This is a genomic window from Pseudomonas sp. H3_D04, from assembly GCF_054669175.1.
Map to the genome: position 1 here is coordinate 2873232 of NZ_CP162801.1, position 17226 is coordinate 2890457.

16 protein-coding genes are annotated in these 17226 nt (G+C 61.7%); 8 read left to right on the plus strand and 8 right to left on the minus strand.

The genetic code is table 11. The features are described 5' to 3' along the window. From AB4N91_RS13225 to AB4N91_RS13260, 8 genes are all read left to right on the plus strand, one after another. On the plus strand, positions 1-945 hold the full coding sequence (locus AB4N91_RS13225) for a DUF58 domain-containing protein (RefSeq protein WP_010459867.1): 945 nt from the start codon (positions 1-3) through the stop codon (positions 943-945). Beyond that, positions 942-1436 (plus strand): DUF4381 domain-containing protein, encoded by a 495-nt coding sequence (locus tag AB4N91_RS13230; RefSeq protein ID WP_010459865.1) that lies wholly within the window; start codon positions 942-944, stop codon positions 1434-1436. Before AB4N91_RS13225 ends, AB4N91_RS13230 begins: the two co-directional genes overlap by 4 nt. Then, on the plus strand, positions 1429-2508 hold the full coding sequence (locus AB4N91_RS13235) for a vWA domain-containing protein (RefSeq protein ID WP_010459863.1): 1080 nt from the start codon (positions 1429-1431) through the stop codon (positions 2506-2508). The genes AB4N91_RS13230 and AB4N91_RS13235 overlap by 8 nt, the downstream gene beginning before the upstream one ends. After that, positions 2505-4244: a tetratricopeptide repeat protein gene (locus AB4N91_RS13240; RefSeq protein WP_010459861.1), complete on the plus strand. Its 1740-nt coding sequence runs from the start codon at positions 2505-2507 to the stop codon at positions 4242-4244. The genes AB4N91_RS13235 and AB4N91_RS13240 overlap by 4 nt, the downstream gene beginning before the upstream one ends. Continuing rightward, positions 4241-5878 carry a BatD family protein gene (locus AB4N91_RS13245; protein ID WP_460112540.1) on the plus strand — a complete coding sequence of 546 codons (1638 nt, stop codon included), beginning with the start codon at positions 4241-4243 and terminating at the stop codon, positions 5876-5878. Before AB4N91_RS13240 ends, AB4N91_RS13245 begins: the two co-directional genes overlap by 4 nt. Positions 5879-6132: 254 nt before the next feature. Continuing rightward, on the plus strand, positions 6133-7377 hold the full coding sequence (locus AB4N91_RS13250) for an exonuclease SbcCD subunit D C-terminal domain-containing protein (protein WP_460112541.1): 1245 nt from the start codon (positions 6133-6135) through the stop codon (positions 7375-7377). Further along, complete coding sequence (locus tag AB4N91_RS13255) at positions 7374-11015, plus strand: AAA family ATPase (protein WP_460112542.1); 3642 nt, start codon at positions 7374-7376, stop codon at positions 11013-11015. The genes AB4N91_RS13250 and AB4N91_RS13255 overlap by 4 nt, the downstream gene beginning before the upstream one ends. Further along, on the plus strand, positions 11012-11608 hold the full coding sequence (locus AB4N91_RS13260; RefSeq protein ID WP_460112543.1) for a glutathione S-transferase: 597 nt from the start codon (positions 11012-11014) through the stop codon (positions 11606-11608). Before AB4N91_RS13255 ends, AB4N91_RS13260 begins: the two co-directional genes overlap by 4 nt. Before the next feature lie 25 nt (positions 11609-11633). Here AB4N91_RS13260 and AB4N91_RS13265 read toward each other — a convergent pair whose 3' ends face one another. The 8 genes from AB4N91_RS13265 to araD1 all read right to left on the minus strand — a co-directional run bounded on the left by AB4N91_RS13265 (position 11634) and on the right by araD1 (position 17130). After that, on the minus strand, positions 11634-11891 hold the full coding sequence (locus tag AB4N91_RS13265; protein ID WP_010459851.1) for a hypothetical protein: 258 nt from the start codon (positions 11889-11891) through the stop codon (positions 11634-11636). Continuing rightward, entirely contained in the window at positions 11888-12100 is a 213-nt protein-coding gene (locus tag AB4N91_RS13270) for a hypothetical protein (protein WP_010459849.1), read from the minus strand. Before AB4N91_RS13270 ends, AB4N91_RS13265 begins: the two co-directional genes overlap by 4 nt. Positions 12101-12215: 115 nt before the next feature. After that, positions 12216-12341 (minus strand): hypothetical protein, encoded by a 126-nt coding sequence (locus tag AB4N91_RS13275; protein WP_255311789.1) that lies wholly within the window; start codon positions 12339-12341, stop codon positions 12216-12218. 210 nt (positions 12342-12551) lie between these two features. Then, positions 12552-12731, minus strand: a complete 180-nt coding sequence (locus tag AB4N91_RS13280) for a hypothetical protein (RefSeq protein ID WP_010459844.1) — start codon at positions 12729-12731, stop codon at positions 12552-12554. Positions 12732-12887: 156 nt separating this feature from the next. Next, entirely contained in the window at positions 12888-14063 is a 1176-nt protein-coding gene (locus tag AB4N91_RS13285; RefSeq protein WP_083376874.1) for a lactonase family protein, read from the minus strand. Further along, entirely contained in the window at positions 14050-14346 is a 297-nt protein-coding gene (locus AB4N91_RS13290) for a DUF5629 family protein (RefSeq protein ID WP_083376875.1), read from the minus strand. The genes AB4N91_RS13285 and AB4N91_RS13290 overlap by 14 nt, the downstream gene beginning before the upstream one ends. 200 nt (positions 14347-14546) lie before the next feature. Further along, complete coding sequence (locus tag AB4N91_RS13295; protein ID WP_460112544.1) at positions 14547-16127, minus strand: aldehyde dehydrogenase (NADP(+)); 1581 nt, start codon at positions 16125-16127, stop codon at positions 14547-14549. A 10-nt stretch (positions 16128-16137) separates the two neighbouring features. Continuing rightward, positions 16138-17130 (minus strand): AraD1 family protein, encoded by a 993-nt coding sequence (araD1, locus tag AB4N91_RS13300; protein ID WP_102594842.1) that lies wholly within the window; start codon positions 17128-17130, stop codon positions 16138-16140. Between the last annotated feature and the right edge of the window lie 96 nt (positions 17131-17226).

The window sequence follows — 17226 nt, forward strand, 5'->3', positions numbered from 1 at the left end:
ATGAACGCCCTCCTTCCGCCCGAGCCGGGCATCCGCGTCAGCCTCGCCGAGCTGATCGAGATGCGCCATCGCGTGCGCGAAGTGCAGCTGTTTTCCACGCCGAGCCAGCGCAGCCCCCTGATCGGCCTGCACCACTCCAAACTGCGCGGCCGTGGCGTGGACTTCGATCAGGTGCGGGTTTATCAGGCCGGCGACGACGTGCGCACCATCGACTGGCGCGTTACCGCCCGCACCCAGGAGCCCCACACCAAGCTGTTTCACGAAGAACGCGAGCGACCGATTTTCATCATGGTCGAGCAAAGCCGTCGGCTGTTTTTCGGTTCGGGGCTGATGTTCAAATCAGTGCTGGCCGCTCAGGCAGCTAGCCTGATTGGCTGGGCGGCCCTTGGCCATAACGACCGGGTCGGCGGGTTGGTGTTCGGCGACAACGAGCACTACGAAATCAAACCCCGGCGCAGCAAACAAAGCCTGCTGCAACTGCTTAACCGTCTGGTGCGGGTCAATCAGTCGCTGCACACCGAAAGCGAACAGAACCGCGACTCCCTCAACATGGCCCTGCGTCGTGCACGGGAGGTGCTGCGCCCCGGCAGCCTGGTGATTGTGATCTGCGATGAACGCGCCTTGACCGAAGGTTCGGAACAGCAACTGAGCCTGTTGTCGCGCCATTGCGACCTGTTGCTGTTGCCGCTGTCCGATCCGCTGGACCACGCCCTGCCCGCCGCCGGGCTGCTTCGTTTCGTTGAACGTGGCGCGCAACTGGAACTCGACACCCTGAATTTCGACCTGCGCCAGACCTACCGCGCCCAGGCCGAAGCGCGCATCGCCCGCTGGGAATTGCTCGCGCAAAAACTGCGGGTATTGCTGATGCCGCTGAGCACCCAGAGCGAGATGGTCGAGCAACTGCGCGAGTACCTCAACCCACAGAAACCGGGGAAAGGTCGATGAGCAGCCTCGATCAACTGCAACCGCTGATTACCCCGCCGCCCATCGAGTTCTGGCCCCCCGCGCCCGGCTGGTGGCTGTTGCTGTTGTTGCTGCCGCTGATCGGTTTCGGCCTGTGGAAGGCGCGGCGATTCATTCCGAACAAGCGCCCGATCGTCCGTGCCGAACAACCGCTGGACCCGGTGCGTATCGCTGCACTCGCCGAATTGGCGCGGATGCCAAAGCCCTACGACGGCGCACCGGCCGGCGCCTGGCTGCAACAACTCAATGGGTTGCTCAAACGCCTGTGCCGCAACCATTACCCCTACAGCCAGAGCCACACCCTCAACGGGCGCAAATGGCTGGCGTTCCTCGACAACCGCTGCCCGGCCGCCGGTCTGACCCGCTGGATGGTGCTGGTCGAAGGCGCCTACAAACCCGAATGCAAACTCGACGACAAGGCCATCGCCGGCCTCACTCAAGCCGTCGATACCTGGATTCGCAAACATGTTTGAGTTCGCCTGGCCGTGGATCTTTGCCCTGCTGCCGCTGCCCTGGTTGATGCGCGTCCTGCTGCCGGTGGCCGACAGCGGCGAACCGGCGCTCAAGGTCAGCTTCCTCAATGACCTCGAAGGCCTGGCCCGCCGCCGTGCGCGCGCCAACCTGCCGGCCTGGCGCCAGCAAGCACCGTTCATTCTGTTGTGGCTGTTGTTACTGATAGCGGCGGCGCGCCCGCAATGGCTGGGCGATCCCCTGCCGATTGCCGCCAGTGGTCGCGATCTGCTGGTGGCCGTGGACGTGTCCGGTTCCATGGATTTCCCCGACATGCAGTGGCAGGACGAAGACGTCAGCCGACTGTCGCTGGTTCAGCACTTGCTCGGTGACTTCCTTGAAAGTCGCGACGGTGACCGTGTCGGCCTGATCCTGTTCGGCAGCCAGGCTTACCTTCAAGCGCCCTTGACGTTCGACCGGCACACCGTGCGCGTGTGGCTCGACGAAGCGCGAATCGGCATCGCCGGCAAGAACACGGCGATAGGCGATGCCATCGGCCTGGCGATTAAGCGCCTGCGCATGCGTCCGGCCCAGAGCCGTGTGTTGATCCTGGTCACGGATGGCGCCAACAATGGCGGTGAAATCGACCCGCTCACGGCGGCGCGCCTGGCGGCCAAGGAAGGCGTGAAAATCTACCCGATCGGCATCGGCGCTGACCCGGAGCAAAGCGGCACCTTGGGGTTCCTGGGGGTCAATCCGAGCCTGGATCTGGATGAACCGGCGTTGATGGCCATCGCCCAAGTCACCGGCGGTCAGTACTTCCGCGCCCACGATGGCAAAGAGCTGCAAACGATCAAGGACACCCTCGACACACTTGAGCCAGTGACCCAACAGCCGACCCAGGCCCGCCCGGCGCAGGCGCTGTATCACTGGCCTTTGGCGCTGGCATTGTTGTTGAGCATGTTGTTGGTGGTGCGCGAGCGTTGGCCGGACAACCCGCTGCAACGGCTCTTTACCAAGGACCTGTTTTTGCAAACGCAATTGCCTGACTGGCGCCAGCGACTCAAACGCCTGCGCCTGCGGAGGCGCCGATGAGTGCGCTGTGGCCGTACTGGTTCCGCCCCTGGTGGTTGCTGTTGTTGCCGCTGTTGGGCTGGCTGCTCTGGCAACTCTGGCATCGACAAAAACGCGCCGGGCGCTGGCAGATGATCCTGCCACCGGCCTTCCACGCTGCTTTGCTGAGCGGTGGAAACGGGCGCGACAGCAAACTGCCGTGGGTCGTCCTCGGCCTGGCGTGGATACTGACCGTCCTGGCCTTGTTGGGGCCGAGTTGGCAGCGCGTCGAGCAAATCAGTCAGAAGCCCGCCGACCCGCTGGTGGTCGTGCTTGAGCTGACCCCGGAAATGCTCGCCACCGACGTTGCGCCGAACCGACTCGAACAGGCTCGGCGCAAACTGTTGGACCTGCTGCAAGTGCGCAGCGACGCCCAGACTGCAATCGTCGTTTACGCCGGCAGCGCCCACACCCTGGTGCCTCTGTCGGATGACCTGTCGACCAGCCGTAATCTGCTCGATGCGCTCAAGCCGTCGCTGATGCCCGAAGCCGGCCATCGCGCGGACCTCGCTGTGACCAAGGCCCTGGCACTGCTGAGTCAGGGGGGGTTGGGTGAAGGCCGGATCCTGTTGATCGGTTCCACTCTGACGGACCTGGAACGTGAAGGCATTCGCCAGGCACTGGATCGAAAATCGACGCAGTTCCTGATGCTCGGCATCGGCACCGCCGAAGGCGCACCGGTCGCACAGGAGGACGGCAGTTTTCTCAAGGACGACCAGGGCGCGATCCTTGTGCCGTACCTGGACAGTCCAAGCCTGAAAGCTTTTGCCAACGAGCTTGGCGGACGCTATCGCCCAGCGCGACTGGGCGATACCGACCTGCGCGGGCTCGGCCTGCTTGACGGTCCACGCACCCTGCGCAACGACGGCCAGACCTTGCGCCTGGACACCTGGGCCGATCAGGGTTACTGGCTGCTGCTGCCGCTGTTGCTACTGGCGGCGTGCGCCGGTCGCCGTGGCTGGTTGTTCTGTCTGCCTTTACTGTTCCTGTTGCCGCAACCGAGCTATGCCTTCGACTTTGAAGACTTGTGGTTGCGCCCCGATCAACGGGGCCTGCATCTGCTCAGGCAAGGCCATCCGGCGAAGGCTTCGCAGCATTTTGAGGATCCGCAGTGGCAAGGCGTCGCGCTGTATGAGGCCGGCGACTACAGCGGCGCCGCCCAGCGGTTCGCCGAGGGCAACGATGCCCACGCCCACTACAATCGTGGCAACGCCCTGGCCAAAAGCGGTGAGCTGGAAGCGGCGCTGGACGCTTACGATCAGGCGCTGGAACGCCAGCCGGATCTGCGCCCCGCGCAGACCAACAAGGCACTGGTAGAAAGTCTGCTCAAACAGAAAAACGCACCGCCACCGGTTGAGCCGCAGAAATCCGCCGATGACGAGACCAAGGACACCGAGCAAGAAACGCCACCGGGTGCCGCCACACAGCCCGCGGACAACAACCCACCGAAGTCCGACGCCGGGCAGACCACGCCGGACGCCGGGCAACAGGCCACAACACCGCCGAAACCGGGCGCCAATGAAGTCCCGGGCAGCGAGCTGGGGGACGAGCAAAGCACCACACCACCGATGCGGCCGGCCAGCGACAATATCGACGGCGAACAGCGTCAGGCGCTGGAGCAATGGCTGCGCAAGATCCCCGATGACCCGGGCGAATTGCTCAGGCGCAAATTCTGGTACGAACAGCAACAACATCAGGATCAGGAAAAAACGCGATGACCCGCTTCACCCTTTTCATGCTCGCCCTGCTGCTCAGCACCGTCCAGGCTCAGGCGGCGGCGCTGGTCGCCAGTGTCGATCGCAGTCGCCTGAACTCCGGCGAGACGGTCGAACTGACCCTGGAATCCAACGACGTCACCCAATTCGGCAAGCCTGACCTGGCACCGCTGGAACCGCTGTTCGAAGTGCGTGGCACCCGCCAGGTCAACCAACTGACCACCCTGAACGGCGATAACCGCGCTACCACGCGCTGGATCATCACCTTGCTGCCCAAGGAAAACGGCAGCGTGACGATTCCCCCGCTGCAACTGGGCGAGGTGCAAAGCCAGCCGATTACCGTGCAAGTGGTCGAAAGCGAAACCCAGGACACCGCGAACAAACTGGCCCCGGTGTTTATCGACGCGAGCCTCGACCAGTCCAGTGTTTATGTGCAGGCCCAGGCCATTCTGACTTTACGCATCTATCATTCGGTGTCGCTGTACGACGACAGCAGCCTGACTCCGTTGCAGATTCCCGACGCGCGCATCGAACAACTGGGCGAGTCGCGCACTTACGAGAAAGCCATCAACGGCCTGCGTCATGGCGTGATTGAAATGCGCTATGCGATCTACCCGCAACACAGCGGCGAATTGACCATTCCGGCGCAGATTTTCAGTGCCACGCTCGTCGACACCCAACCCACCCAGGACGCCACCCAGGCGCCGAAGTCCGGGAAACTGATGCGTGTCAGCTCCACTCCGATTCTGCTGACGGTCAAGGCCAAACCCATTACCTACCCTGCCGACCTGCCCTGGTTGCCGGCCCGCAGCCTGAGCCTGAGCGAAAGCTGGAACCCGGAGCCGGACCATGCGCAGGCGGGTGATTCGCTGACTCGTAGCCTCACCTTGAAGGCCGAAGGCTTGGCCAGTTCCCAACTGCCGCCGCTGCCGGCCACCGACGTCAACGGCCTGCGCCGTTACCCGGACCAACCAGTGCTGAGCAACCAAAGCACCGAGCGCGGCCTGATCGGCAGTCGTGAAGAGCGCGAAGCGCTGGTGCCGGGCCGCAGTGGCGCCATCGAGTTGCCTGCGGTGGAAGTGGTCTGGTGGAACACCTTCGAAGATCACCTGGAACACAGCAGCCTGCCGGCCCGAAGCCTGCAAGTGGCGAGTAATCCGAGCCTGGTGGTCGATACTCCGGCTGGCACGCCGTCGGTCATGTCCGCAGCCGACAGCGAAACCCTTTGGCGCTGGAAACTCAGCACCCTGATCCTGGCCTGCACCACCATGCTCGGTTTCGGTCTCTGGTGGCGTGGCCGCTGGCAACCCGCCGTGCTGCGCGCCGCGCAGACCGGCCCGAGCCCACGCACCGTCCTCGACGAACTCAAGCGCGCCTGCCAGGCCAACGATCCCCACGCCACCCGCCAGGCCCTCGACGCCTGGGCCCGGCAACAACCGGAAACCCTCGCCGACATGGCCGCCCGCTTCGTGCCACTGTCCGACGCACTGGACGGTTTGAACGGCGCGCTCTACAGCGAAACCGGCCAGCACTGGCAAGGCGAAGAACTGTGGCGGGCGATCAAGGCGATCCCGATTGCCGAACGGGTTCAGGATCCGGTGGGAGACAGTGGCCTGCCGCCGCTGTATCCGAAGTAACACCGCATCATCGTTCATCGCGAGCAGGCTCGCTCCCACAAGGGACGGTACTGGACACAACATTAGAGTCAACGCAGGTCCAATGTGGGAGTGAGCCTGCTCGCGATGACGGCCTAAAGATCGCCGAATACTTTAAGTCAGGGCAAAAATACCCCCCTTGACGCACCCAAACGACGGTTTGCCAGTAAACTCCCACTCTTTTCGCCGCCATCAATTTCCACGCGGCCATCACCTTTTTTCCTACGGAGTTCGCCTTGCGTCTGTTTCACACCTCCGACTGGCACCTTGGGCAAAACCTGCACGGCCAGGACCGCGATTTCGAGCACGCCTGCTTTCTTGAATGGCTGTTGCGCCAGCTGAAGCTGGACCGCCCTGATGTGCTGTTGATTGCCGGCGATATCTTCGACACGGTCAACCCGCCAGTCAAAGCCCAGGAACGCCTCTACGAATTCATCGTCAGCGCCCACGAGCAGCAACCGCTGCTGACCATCGTCATCATCGCCGGCAACCACGACTCCGGCTCGCGGATCGAATTGCCGGCGCCGTTGATGCGGCGTTTGCGCACCCATGCGCTTGGCCGCGTGCTGTGGCTCGACGACGGTCAACTGGACGCCGAACGGCTGTTACTGCCGTTGCCAGATGCCAGCGGCGAAATTGCCGGCTGGTGCCTGGCGCTGCCGTTTTTGCGCCCTGCCGAAGTGACTGGCGCGCAGTTGGGTGACAACTACCTGCGCGGCATCGGTCAGGTGCACGAGTGGCTGATCGAAGCGGCCAATGCCAAGCGCAAGCCTGGCCAGGCGCTGATTGCCATCAGCCATGCGCACATGGCCGGCGGTTCCGTTTCGGAAGACTCCGAGCGCAGCCTGATCATCGGCAATGCCGAAGCCCTGCCCGCCAGCCTGTTCGGGCCGAGCATCAGCTACGTCGCGCTGGGGCATTTACACAAGCCGCAGAAGGTCAACGGTGAAGAGCGCATCCGCTACAGCGGCTCGCCGATTCCGTTGTCGTTCTCGGAAATCGGCTATCAGCATCAGATTCTCGACGTCACGCTCGACGGCGAAACCCTGGTCAGCGTCGAGCCGAAACTGATTCCCCGAGCGGTCAACCTGCAACGCATCGGTCCGGCGCCCCTGGCCGAAATCCTCTTGCAACTGGCCGACCTGCCGAACATCGATTTGCTGGCCGACATCCAGCGCCAGCCGTGGCTGGAAGTGCGGGTGCGTCTCGACGAACCACAACCCGACTTGCGTCACCAGGTTGAAAGCGCCCTTCAAGGCAAAGCCGTGCGCCTGGTGCGCATCGCCGCCGAATATGCTGGCAACGGCAGTCGCGAGGGTGTCGAAGACGGCACCACGTTGATCGAACTGGACCAGCTCACGCCGCAGGAATTGTTCAGTCGTGCCTGGCAGGACAGCTACGGCAGCGAGGTCGATGAGCAAACGCTGAAAGACTTTGCCGAGCTGTTGCAGGACGTGCAGATGGAGAGCGAACAACCATGAAGATCCTCGCGATCCGCCTGAAAAACCTCGCCTCGCTGGCCGGGCCCTTTGAAATCGACTTTACCGCTGAACCGCTGGCGAGTGCCGGCCTGTTCGCGATCACCGGGCCGACCGGCGCGGGCAAAAGCACCTTGCTCGACGCCTTGTGTCTCGCGCTGTTTGGCGCCGTTCCGCGATTGAGCAACGCCCAGGTGTCGGCCAAGGCACCGGACGCCGATGGCGAAATCAGCACCGGCGACCCGCGCACCTTGCTGCGGCGTGGCACCGGCGAAGGGTATGCCGAGGTGGATTTCGTCGGCATCGATGGCCGTCGTTACCGCGCGCGCTGGGAAGCCAATCGCGCTCGCGAAAAGGCCGGCGGCAAGCTGCAAGCCAGTCGCCAGAGTCTGCGCGACATCGATCAGGATCAGTTGCTGGCCAGTCAGAAAGTCGAGTTCAAAACCCAGCTCGAAGCCGTGCTGGGCCTGAACTTCGAACAGTTCACCCGCGCCGTGCTGCTGGCCCAGAGCGAGTTCAGTGCCTTCCTCAAGGCCAACGACAACGAACGCAGCGAACTGCTGGAAAAGCTCACCGATACCGCGCTGTACACCCGCCTCGGTCGCCGCGCCTTCGACAAAGCCAAAGAGGCGCGTGAAGCGCACAAGCTGTTGCAGGATCAGGCCACGGGGGTGACGCCACTGGCTCCCGAAGCCCGGGCCGAGCTCGATGCGCGCTTCAACGAAGCGCAGCAGCAACTCAAGACCCAGCAAGCGCAGCTCAAACAGTTTGAATTGCAGCACACCTGGCTAAAAGACCTGCGGCAATTGCAGGACGAACAACAGAGCGCCACCGAACAGCTGACCAGCGCCCGGCAGCACTGGGAAAGCCTGGCTGGCGATCGGTTGAAGCTGACGCGCCTGGAACAACTGGCCCCGCAACGGCACCAGTTCGCCCGCAAGACCGAACTCACCGCCCAGCTCACCCCGCTGGCGGCGCAGATTCAGCAGCACACCCAACAGCAGGCCGAGCTGAACGAGCGGCAGGCGCAACTCGAACAGAGCTTGAGCGCTGCGCAGACCGCGCTGGTCGACGCCCAAAGCCAGCACACGAAAAAAGCTCCGTTGCTGCGCCAGGCCTTTGAAGAGCAAAGCACCCTCGCCCGGCTGGTCAAAGACGCCAGTGTGAGTGCAGAGCACAAGCAACAGGCGGAACTGGCCAGCACTCAAGGACAGCACACGATTCAGGGCCTGCTCGAGCAACAAAAACAGGTGGCTGCACGTCTGGAGCGGATTGCCGGGGAGCTTGAGCAAAGCACGCATTTAGCGCCGTTGAGCGAGGCGTGGAACGCCTACCGTGATCGCCTGCAACAGCTGATGTTGATCGGTAATCGCTTGAACAAGGGCCAGGCTGAACTGGCGGCTCTGGAGCAAAGCGCCGCCCGCGCCGGCGAAGAACTGGCGGCTCAAAAGCAGCATCTGGAAGTGCTCTACAAAGAAGCCGGTGCCGAGCCGGAAGCCGTGGCCGAACAAATCCAGTTACTGGGCAACTTGTTGCAGGACAACCGCAAACAACTGCGGGCGTTTGAAGAACTGACACGGCTGTGGGCCAGCCAGCAGGAGATCGACAAGCGCAGCGCCGAGCTGACGCAACGCCAGCTCAGCGCCCAGCAGGAGCGTGATCGCCTGACCCAGGACGGCGTGAAGACCAAGAACGAGTTGGTCATCGCCGAACAGACCCTGACCGTCACTCGCGAACTGCTGGAGCGTCAGCGTCTGGCCCGCAGCGCCAGCGTCGAAGAACTGCGCGCACAGCTACAGGACGATCAGCCCTGCCCGGTCTGCGGCAGCCCCGACCATCCCTATCATCAACCCGAAGCGTTGCTGCAAAGCCTCGGTCGCCACGATGAAAGCGAGCAGGCCAATGCGCAGAAGGCCGTCGACCTGCTGAAAGAGAAACTCACCGATTTGCGCGGTGAAGTCGGCGGTTTGATTGCTCAGCAAAAAGAACTGCTGCAGCAACAGGAGCAACTCGCCAGCCAGCAACAAGGCCTGACGCCGAGCCTCGAAGCCCATCCGTTGTCGACGCAACTGCTGGCTCAGGACGCGAGCAAGCGCGACAGTTGGCTGGCGCAGCAAAACAGCCAGTTGAACCAGAGCATCACCCAGGATGAACAACGGCAGACCGCCCTGCTCACCCTGCAACAAGATGCGGCTCGCCTTCAGCAGCAACTGCGCAGCGCCGAGGCTACTAGCCAGCAAGCGACGCAGCACTTGAGTAACCAGCAGCGTGAGCTGGGCAGTGATCGCCAGCGTCTCGACGAAGAGCTGAGCGCCTTCAGCACCCTGCTTCCGGCCGAGACACTGGAGGCCTTGCGCAACGAACCGGCCGCGACCTTCATGCAACTCGACCGGCTGATCGCCCAGCGCCTGGAGCAACTCGAACAGCAACGCGATGAACTCGGCGACCAGCAACAACGCCAGCAGACACTGGAAAAAGAACAGGACCGCCAACTGGCCCGCGCCCAGGCACTGGAATTGGCGCAGCAGCAATTCACCGTCCTCGCCGAGCAACAACAGGCTTGCCAGGAACGGCTGACGCAATTGCTGGGCGAACACAGCAGCGCCGAACACTGGCAGCAGCAACTGGATCAAGCCGTCGAACAGGCGCGCACTGCCCAGGCAACAGCCCATCAGGAACTGCAAACCGTGCGCACGCGGTTAGTCGAACTGGCCGCTGAACTCAAAGCCAGACAAGAGCGCCTGCTGGCCCTGGAAACCGAAGACCGCGAACTGAGCGCAAAGATCGCCGACTGGCGCGCCTTGCATCCAGAGCTCGACGATGGAGGACTGGAAGCGCTGCTGAGCGTCGACGACCAGCACGTCAGCGAACTGCGGCAGCACTTGCAGCAAAGCGAAAAAGCCATCGAACAGGCCAACGTGCGATTGCAGGAACGGGACCAGCGCCTGCTCAATCATCAGGCGCAACACAACGGCAATCTCGACGCCGAGCAACTCGCCACGGCACTGACAGACCTGCAAAACCTGTTCGCCGCCAGCGAGCACCGTTGCGCCGAACTGCGCGCCGAACAGGCCGAGGATCAGCGTCGGCAGAATGCCAACCAAGCCCTGGCGCAGCAGATCGCCGACGCCTACAGCGAGTACCAGCGCTGGGCTCGCCTGAATGCCTTGATCGGCTCGGCGACCGGCGACACCTTCCGCAAGATCGCCCAAGCCTACAACCTCGACTTGCTGGTGCATCACGCCAACGTACAGCTGCGACAACTGGTGCGGCGCTATCGCCTGAAACGCGGCGGCAGCATGCTCGGGTTGCTGGTGATGGACACCGAGATGGGCGATGAGCTGCGTTCGGTGCATTCGTTGTCGGGCGGCGAGACGTTCCTGGTGTCGTTGGCCCTGGCGCTCGGTTTGGCGTCGATGGCTTCGAGCACACTGAAAATCGAATCGCTGTTCATCGACGAAGGCTTCGGCAGCCTCGATCCGGAATCCCTGCAACTGGCCATGGACGCACTCGACGGCTTGCAAGCCCAGGGCCGCAAGGTCGCGGTGATTTCCCATGTGCAGGAAATGCATGAGCGGATTCCGGTGCAGATTCAGGTCCAACGCCAGGGCAATGGCTTGAGTACCCTGGAGGTCAAATGAATACGCTGTACTCGTTCCGCCGCTGCCCTTACGCCATGCGGGCGCGCATGGCCCTGCGCTATTCGGGCGTTGCGGTGCAGATTGTCGAGGTCAGCCTGAAAGCCAAACCTGCCGAAATGCTTGCGCTGTCGGCCAAGGGCACGGTCCCCGTGCTGAGTATCGACGGTCAAGTCATCGATGAAAGCCTGGCGATCATGCACTGGTCCTTGGCGCAGAACGATCCGCAGGATTGGTTGCTCAAGGGTGATCCTGCCGGACAGGCGCACATCGCCGCGCTGATTGAAGAGAACGATCAGACGTTCAAGGTGCATTTGAATCGCTACAAATACGCCGAGCGTTACCCCGAGCAGCCGATGGACACCTATCGTGCTGAGGGTGAGGTGTTCTTGCGCAAGCTGGAGGTGTTGCTGGAGGGACGCGATTATCTGCTGGCGGCGCGTCCGAGCCTGGCGGATGTGGCGTTGATGCCGTTCATACGGCAATTCGCCCATGTCGATCGCGAGTGGTTCGGGCAGACGCCTTATGTGCGGTTGCAGGGGTGGTTGCAGCGGTTTCTGGCGTCAGACCTGTTCACCGCAGTCATGCACAAGTAATCGCCCCTTCTGTGGCCGCTCGCGCTCAGGCAAACACATCACACATCTGCAACACCGAGCAATCCACCTGGAAGGGCCCGAAGAAATCCTCCTGGCGTTTCACAGGTGGATTACCCGCCAACAACCCAAGCGCTTTCGCCGTTTCAATATTACGCGCCAGGTTGTGATTGGCTTCGATGGACCGCGCAACTGAACCCGCCGAGCCCTGCCCTATCCCCAACAGGGAAGCGCCATTGGTCATGAATGCCAGGAAGGCAATGACCCAGAGTTTGCTGCCTTTCATGCCCCTGCCACTCCCGCCGATGCGGCTTGATCGACCACGACGCTTTGAGCACGGTGTTCGAACTGGATGGCGGGATAAGCGACCTGAACCGGCGCTTCAAAGGTGTGCTGCAAATTGGACGAAACGCTGACAATCAGCACCAGGGCCACGTAAAGACCTATGGCCAGGTAGGCGCCGTATTTGGCAGAAGTGAGGATTGAGCTGGCCATGGTGTTCTCCGTGGGCATGTTTAAGTGCCCACAGAATCGATCAAAAAAGCGGTGACAACCACTCAGGGTTTTCCATAGTCACCATCAGCTTCATTGATCATTAAGCCCGTCTATCTCAGTCTTGAATAAAACTCATCAAGCGTTCCCGGGCCGCGTCCGGCTCCTGGGAAACGGGCTGAGCAGCCGAAAGAATGGGGGTTGAATAGAGGAACAGAAGAACCACTGCCAGACGCATCGCCATGCTGTCGATCCTTGTTATTAGATGTTGAGTCAAAAAATCAACGTCAAATCTAAATGCATGGCTATGTGATATCAAGCGATACATTGATGGCAATGTGATGCTGTCGTAAACGCGTTATGCAGGAGCGACATCACTCATCGACGTTCGACGTATTTCGATCGATCGGCGCAAGTGACTTCGCTCCTGCATAAAGGGTGCAGGGCTTGAATTTCAGGCTTGGGTCTTGTGATCCAGTGCCGCGTAGAAGTTGGCGCTCTGTTGCAGGTATTTCTGGGTGTAGCTCTGGGCGTGGGATTTTTTGTCGCTGATCTCAACGTTGGCGCTGGCTGGCAGAGCAACGGTGGCGGAGATGGCAGAAGCGGCGATGATGGAGAAGAGATTGAAGTTCATGGCGGTATTCCTCGGATTCAGTTGGCTTGTTTGCCCGATGGGGCCGTGGAGCAAACTTAACCTTCGAGGGTTGGCGCCTTGAAATCTTTTGTAGCATTAGCAGATATCAGCCTCATTAATACAAGGATGCAGGCCCCATCAACCGGGGCCTGCGGCCTATTGACGCACCAGAAACTTGAGGTCGCTCGGGGCATCCATCGGCAGTTTCTGTACGGTTTTACCCAACAAACCGCTCTTGGCATCGCGTTCGACCACAACAATCTGGTTGCTCTTCTGGTTGGCAATCAGCAAGAACTGGCCACTCGGGTCGAGGCTGAACTCGCGCGGGTGATCACCGTCCACCGAACGACGTTGTAGCTCCTGAAGATGGCCGGTCGCAGGATCGATGGCAAACACCAGCACCTGATTGGCGGTGCCACGGTTGCTGACGTAAAGGAACTTGCCATCGGCCGAGGCGTGCAACGCAGCGGCGGCCTTGTCGGAAACAGGCTGGCCCGCCGCCAGATCAACCATCTGGGTCTGCTCAAGTTTGCCGTTCTGGTAATCGAACACCGCGACCTGCGCGCTCATTTCCATGGTCAGCCAGGCGTGTTTGCCATCGGCGCTGAACAGCAAATGACGCGGCCCGCTGCCGGCTGGCAACTGGACCGACGCCGGTGTGGCGGCAGTCAACGGTAGCTCCGGATTGGCCTTGGGATCGAAGCGGTAGACAAAGATCTTGTCGGCGCCCAAGTCATTGGAGAACACGTACTGGCCGTCCGGCGAGGAAACCGTCGAATGCACATGCGCCGACATCTGCCGCTCGGGATTGACCCGGCTCGACGGGTGACTGCTCATCTGCACCACGGGCTGGAGCTTACCGTCGGCGCCCACGGGCAACACCGCCAACGTGCCGCCCGGGTCTTCAACCACTGAATAGTTGCTGACGAACAAATGACTGGCCTCACCGCTGAGGCTCGAATGCGTCGGCTCGTTGCCCAGGCTCTGCACCTGATTGATCAAGCTCAGTGCATGGGTCTTGGGATCGATTGAATAACTGCTGACGCGCCCGACCGGGTCTTTCTGGCCGGGGCCGTTTTCATTGACCACGAACAAACGCTGCTGATCCTTGGAAACGGTCAGCCAGGACGGGTTTTCACTGGTGACCACTTGCAGCGGCTTGGGGTTGATCTGCCCGGTGGCGCTGTCGAAGTTCAGGCGATAAATCCCCTGGCTCTGCCCCGCCGTGTAGGAACCGACCAGCAACTGATAGTCGTCGGCCGACGCGGCTTCAATGCCCATCGCGCCGATGCTGCCGGCCATCAACAGCGGCCAGAGCTTATGCATCCTCATTCCCTTCTTCCTCATCGTCACCACCGCCGAACGCGTCCATAGGCACTAGTCGATGCTCACCGGAATCGCCGGTAATGATCCAGCTCTTCAAATCAGGATCGAAAGTCGCCGCTGTGATCTGCGCAATGCTGAACTCCCAACGTTTGAGTGCTCGGCCGTCCATGCATTCGATGTGCAGGTTATCGTCTTCATCGAGGGAAAAATCGAAGGCGTGCAGCCCGTCGATTTCCAGCATGTCACAGTGTTCGAGGGCGTTGATCAAGGTGTCGGATACGGCAGTCATGGCAGTCAATCTTTGAATGGGAAAGACGCAATGATAGCTCAATGTGAGGGTGGGTCTGTGTCGCTCATCCAACATGCTGGCGACACAAAATACTGTGGGAGCGAGCCTGCTCGCGAATGCGGAGTGTCAGTCGATATTGTTGTTGACTGATGCACCACTTTCGCGAGCAGGCTCGCTCCCACGGGGATTACGGTGAGCTGTTAAAGGGCGTCGCGGGAAGGTTTGCCGTCCACCAGGCGCTGGATGCGCAGGGGGTTGGCGTTCTTCAGCGGTTCCGGCAACAGGCTGTCGGGATAGTTCTGGAAACACACCGGCCGCAGGAATCGATCAATCGCCAACGTGCCGACCGACGTGCCGCGTGCATCGGAAGTTGCCGGGTACGGCCCGCCGTGGACCATCGAGTCGCAGACTTCAACGCCCGTCGGATAGCCATTGAGCAGGATCCGTCCAACCTTTTGCTCCAGCAACGCCGTCAGCTCGCCGAACTGTTCGAAGTCCGCCGGCTCACCAATGATCGTCGCCGTCAGCTGCCCGTGCAGGCCGTTCAACGCGGCACTGAGTTGCGCCTGATCCGCCACTTCGACGAACACAGTGGTCGGGCCGAACACTTCTTCCTGCAGCACTGCATCGCCATTGATCAGCAGGCTGACGTCAGCCTTGAACAACTGCGGTTGCGCCTGATTGCCTTGCTGCGGATTGCCAGCCAGATGCTCAATGCCCGGGTGAGCAAGGAGTTTTTGCAGGCCGTTGCCATAGCTGCTCAACGTCCCGGCATTGAGCATTGTTTGCGCCGCCTGATCGCCGATGAGGCCCGCGACCTGCTGCACAAACGCGGTGAATTGCGGCGAGCGAATACCGATGACCAGACCGGGATTGGTGCAGAACTGACCGCACCCCTGCACAACCGAAGCGGTCAGGTCACGGGCGACGGTGTCGGCCCGAGCAGCCAATGCCTTCGGCAACAAGATCACCGGGTTGATGCTCGACATCTCGGCGAACACAGGGATCGGTTGTGGACGTGCGGCAGCCATGTCGCACAGGGCGCGGCCACCCTTCAGCGAACCGGTAAAACCGACCGCCTGAATCGCCGGGTGTTTGACCAGCGCTTCGCCGACTCCGCCGCCGTAGATCATGTTGAACACGCCGGCCGGCATGCCGGTTTTTTCCGCCGCGCGAATCAGCGCATCGGCGACCAGTTCGGCGGTGGCCATGTGGCCGCCGTGAGCCTTGAACACCACCGGGCAACCGGCGGCCAGCGCCGACGCGGTGTCGCCGCCCGCCGTGGAGAAGGCCAACGGAAAATTGCTCGCACCGAACACCGCAACAGGCCCAAGACCGATGCGGTATTGGCGCAGGTCCGGTCGTGGCATCGGTTGGCGATCCGGCAGTGCCAGATCAATTCGCGCGCCGTAGAAATCACCGCGACGCAGCACTTTGGCGAACAGACGCATCTGCCCGCTGGTGCGCCCGCGCTCGCCTTGAATACGTCCGGCCGGCAATGCCGTTTCGCGGCAGACCACCGCGACAAAGTCATCGCCCAAGGCGTCGAGTTCATCGGCAATCGCATCGAGAAATTGCGCGCGACGTTCCGCGCTCAGACTGCGATAGGCCGGGTAAGCGGCGGCAGCAGCCTTGGCGGCGGCATCGACTTCCTCAGGCGTTGCCTGGAAGAAATCATGAGGCAAGGCTTCGCCGGTGCTGGCATCAACACTTTGCATTTTGACGGTGCCAGTCGCGCTGCGCTGACCGCCGATGTAGTTGTGACCAAGAATCTGAGGCATGCGTATCTCCTTAAAGGGTGCCGACGGTGCCGGGCTCGAAAGCGGCTTCAACCGGGGCGATCCCGTTGATCAAAGGCGCGCCGAACTCGGCCTGACTGATCTCGAACACATCACCCTCCCGGGTGCGAATGCCGTCGGCAAAGGACAAGGTCGCGGTGCCGAAAAAATGAATGTGCACGTCCCCCGGACGCAAGAACTGGCTGTACTTGAAATGGTGGTACTCAAGGTTCTCGAAGCTGTGGCACATGTTGGCCTCGCCGCTGAGGAACTCGTTCTGCCACAGCACTTCACCGTCACGCAGGATGCGGCTGGTGCCAGCCAGATGTGCCGGCAATTCGCCGACCCGCAGCTCCGGGCCATAGCTGCAACTGCGCAATTTCGAATGTGCCAGGTAGAGGTAATTCTTGCGCTCCATCACATGGTCGGAGAACTCGTTGCCCACTGCGAAACCGAGGCGATACGGTTTACCGTCGTGGCCGATGACGTAGAGGCCGCTGAGTTCAGGCTCTTCACCCGCGTCTTCGGCAAAGGGTGGCAGCGGGAACGGCTGGCCCGGACGCACGACGATGCTGCCGTCACCCTTGTAGAACCACTCCGGTTGCACACCGGCTTGTCCGGTCGCCGGTTTACCGCCCTCCACGCCCCATTTGAAAATGCGCATGGTGTCGGTCATTGCCGCTTCATCGCCGGCCTGCTGGTGCATCTTGTCGCGGGCCGAAGCGCTGCCCAGATGGGTCAGGCCGGTACCGCTGACCAGCATGTGCGCCGGGTCCGGGTGATCCAGCGGAGGGAGGATCCGCAGCTGCTCCAGCAGCTCCGTGTAGTCATGGCCGATGCCCAGGCCCAGGGTTTTCACCTGCTGCTGCAGATTGACGCCCGCCTCGATTGCCGCCAGGGCCAGGTCACGGACCGTGCGCGCGTCCTGCACTTCGCGCACCAGCCCCTCCTCGACCACGCCTACCCGGCGCTCGCCGTTACTCAGTTCGAACTGCACTAAACGCATGGATTTTCTCCTGTAAACAATCTTGAAGGCGGCATTGCACCCTGTGGGAGCGAGCCTGCTCGCGATGAGGCCGTCAAATCCAAAATCATTACCGAC